The 3492-nt window shown below is 71.7% G+C and carries 3 protein-coding genes; 1 reads left to right on the forward strand and 2 read right to left on the reverse strand.

The features are described 5' to 3' along the window. Positions 1 to 1165 (forward strand): carboxylesterase family protein (locus B4E30_RS08255; RefSeq protein ID WP_286794650.1); only part of this gene is annotated, 1165 nt, incomplete at its 5' end. A 157-nt stretch (positions 1166 to 1322) separates the two neighbouring features. On the opposite strand, the gene B4E30_RS08260 is transcribed toward B4E30_RS08255, so the two are convergent. Both B4E30_RS08260 and B4E30_RS08265 read right to left on the reverse strand, forming a co-directional pair. Next, entirely contained in the window at positions 1323 to 2168 is an 846-nt protein-coding gene (locus B4E30_RS08260) for a DUF559 domain-containing protein (protein WP_286794652.1), read from the reverse strand. Positions 2169 to 2616: 448 nt separating this feature from the next. Continuing rightward, the coding region (locus tag B4E30_RS08265; protein ID WP_286794653.1) for a TIGR03560 family F420-dependent LLM class oxidoreductase at positions 2617 to 3492 on the reverse strand (876 nt) is incomplete at its 5' end.

The raw sequence follows: 3492 nt of genomic DNA on the forward strand, positions 1-3492 counted from the left end.
CTACATCCACGGCGGCGGCTACGTCTCGGGGTCGCCCGCGAGCGCCTGGTACGACGGCGCGGCCTTCGCGCGCGACGGTGTCGTCACGGTGACCCTGTCGTACCGGCTCGGGTTCGACGGGTTCGGGCATGTTCCGGGCGCCCCGGCTAATCGCGGGGTGCGGGACTGGGTCGCCGTACTGGAGTGGGTGCGGGAGAACATCTCCGCGTTCGGCGGCGACCCCGACCGCGTGATGCTCGCGGGCCAGTCGGCCGGCGGCGGAGCCGTGCTGACCCTGCTCGCCCTCCCCGCCGCACGAGGACTTTTCCGCGCGGCGTGGGCGATGTCGCCCGCCCTCGCCGACGTCTCGCCCGAGACGGCCCGCACACTGTCGGCGAGGATCGCACACCTCGCCGGCGTACCCGCCACGCGGGAGGGATTCGGTGCGGTGCCGCGCGAAGAGCTCCCCGACCTCGAGCGTCGGGCAGCGAGACCGGAGTCCGGCTCGAGACTCGAGGCGCTCCGAGCCCTCATCGACGACGCGCTGTCGTGGGGACCCACCGTCGATGGCGAGCTCGTCGAACGTCCCACGGTGGATGCGATCCGCAACGGCGCGGGAGACGACATCCCGCTGGTGATCGGCGCGGTCGATGACGAGATGACCTTCGTCACCGACCGGGCGCGGCGGCCCCTTCGCATAGTGCCCGCGGGGATCGCCCTGGGATTGCTCGGCGTCGAGCGGGGACGACGCCGCGACTACCTCGCGGCGAACGCCGAGCAGCGCCGCCGAGGCACGGCCGCTGTCCTCGGCCGATACCTCGGCGATGTCGTCTTCCGGTCGCTCGTGGCCGGCGTCGCGCAGGCCCGGGAGGGCGCGCCCGCCCCGACGTGGGCCTACCGCTTCTCATGGGTATCGCCGACGAAGGGCTGGGCGCTGCACTGTCTCGACGTGCCCTTCTGGTTCGACGTGCTCTCCGCGGAGCGGGTCGCCGCGATCGCCGGCGAGGCTCCGCCTCGGGCCCTCGCTGCCGCGGTGCACGGCAGCGCCGCAGCCTTCGCCCGCGCGGGAGACCCGGGATGGCGGCCATGGTCGGAGGCGCCCGGCACCACCCGTGTCTTCGGCGGGTCAGGGGCGCTGCCCGAGGTGATCCCCGACGGCTACCGCTCCGTCGCCCCGCTCGTGTGACCCGTCGCGTGTTGACCGGTCTCCTGTGACTCGGCGCGTGTGACTCCGCCCGGGCGGCGACAACGCCGCCGCGCGCGTCAACATCACAGGAGATTCCGGGCGAATCCCGCGCTCCTGGCCTCCACAGGGCCGACCCGCCGCAGATCTCCGGTGTTGTTCACGCGACGCGCCTCGACAGAGCGCCTCCGGCGGCGCCCAAGACGAGTCCGCGGATGGCTGCGACCACCTCCTCCGGTCGCCACATGATGTCTTCCGCGATCGGCCGATACACCGCGAAGCCACGCGCGGCCGCCGCCTGATCCCGGCGACGGTCGCGGCGTTGGGCCTCCCAATCGGAGTGGAACTCCTCGCTGTCGCACTCGATGATGAGCCACCCTTCGACAACGAAGTCGACTCGACCGACGCCGCTGATCCACACCTGAACCTCGTACCGCAGGCCGAGGGCCCGAAGGATCAGCCGCACCAGTGTCTCCGGTCCCGACTCCGCTCTGCCGTCGACCAGGGGCAGCAGACCTCCCGGCGAGCGCGCCGAACAGTTCCCGCAGGTCGTCGCGGTGCACGTACCCCGCTGCAGCGCCGAGTCGATCGAGGCGATCGCCGCGCGAGGACTCTGGCACCTCACCGCGCACGCGACCGCGTCGAGCGGTTCGACGGAGGTGGCGCTCGGGTGTGGGCGGCGGACCAACCGCCCCCAGTGACGCCGCACCGGCCGGGGGATCCCGGGCACGCGGGAGGCGTGCTCCGGAAGATGAACGTCGAGATCGGCGCGTTCCATCACGAAGACGCCGGCGCGGCGCAGCTCGGACGTGCACGTCAACAGGCCCCCGATGCTCACCGCGTCCAGCGTGTCGACGGGCACGCCCATCGGAAGATAGGCGTTTCGTCGCGGGTGCAGGAGCGTGCCCGCCGTCACGGCTCGCGCGAGGTCGCGATCCGTGAAGCCTTCCTCGCGCAGATCGCGGCGACGGGCGAGAAGCGGGGCAGGTTCGGCATGTCTGGCCATGGGCCAACCGTGCCCGGATGCCGCAGACGTCCGGCCAGGGCGCGACCACCCTGTGGATCGACGCGGCAACTGCCGAGCCGGGGAGGAGAAGTGGCCGCGGTCACCTCCGGTGAACAGCACAGGAGAAACGACGGGAAAATGGCCGTGGGCGCCCGGATAGTGGCCACACCGTGCGGATCTCCTGTGTTGTTCACCGGCGGAGCGCAGCGCGCCCGCGTCTCGTCACGACCGGGGAGAGGAACAATCCCGGCCCGGGGTGCCGCGAGCGGCGACGCGACGCAGGCCCGTGAACAAGACAGGAGAAACAGCCGGATTCCGGACTGTCGGCGGCTCTCTGCGGGTGTTGCGCGCGGATCTCCTGTGTTGTTCACCGACGGCCGCGGCACCGGTCACCAGCGGGCGCGGAAAACAGCCCTGGCCTGCACGCCCAGCCGGGCGGCGGAGCGGGTCAGGCGAGGGCGGGGATGACGTGGCGCTCGAAGAGGTCCATGCCGGAGGTGTCGTAGGCGGCCTCGGGGAAGTAGTGGATGGCGTAGCCGAGACCGTGCCGCCCGCGCTCGGCGAGGCGCTCGGCCACCTGCTCGACCGTGCCGAAGCCGGGCGAGGCGAGATACTCCTGCTCGAGCGCGTCGGCACGTTCGGCGCCGATGTACGGCCGCACGCGGGCGACGACGGCGGCGAGCCGCTCGGACGCCTCCGCCTCGGTCTCCCCGACGATCGTGTTGAAATTCGAGCTGCGGACGATCTCCGCCTGGTCGCGACCGATGTCGTCGCAGTGACCGCGGAGCACCGCGTCCTTGTGGTCGAACTCCTCCAGGCTGCCGGCGAAGTTCGTGTAGGAGGCGTATTCCGCCGCGATGCGCAGGGTGACCTTCTCGCCGCTGCCGGCGATCCACATCGGGATGCCGCCGTCCTGCACGGGCAGCGGCCGCACGATCGCGCCATCGACCTGGAAGTGCTTCCCGGCGAGTGTGGCCGTGCCGGTCGTCCAGGCCTGCCGCATGATCTCGACGCCCTCGCGCAGCATCCCGAGTCGCTCGCCGATGCGCGGGAAGCCGTAGCCGTACGCGGTCCATTCGTGCTCGTACCAGCCGCCGCCGATCCCCATTTCGGTGCGTCCGGCCGACACGTGGTCGACGGTGGCGGCGACCTTCGCCAGGTAGGCGGGATTGCGGTAGCCCATGCACGTGCACATCTGGCCGAGACGGATGCGGTCGGTGGCCGCACCGAAGGCCGACATGAGCGTCCACGCCTCGTGGGTGGCCTCGTCGGTCGGCACCGGCACGGTGTGGAAGTGGTCGTAGACCCACAGCGACTCCCACGC

This window comes from Microbacterium sp. UBA3394 (genome assembly GCF_002358725.1).
Lineage (GTDB): Bacteria > Actinomycetota > Actinomycetes > Actinomycetales > Microbacteriaceae > Microbacterium > Microbacterium luteum.

What these genes read in the sequence shown, in the direction of transcription:
- B4E30_RS08260 (WP_286794652.1), bottom strand. Translation starts at nt 2,168, where the DNA reads ATGGCCAGACATGCCGAACCTGCCCCGCTTCTCGCCCGTCGCCGCGAT.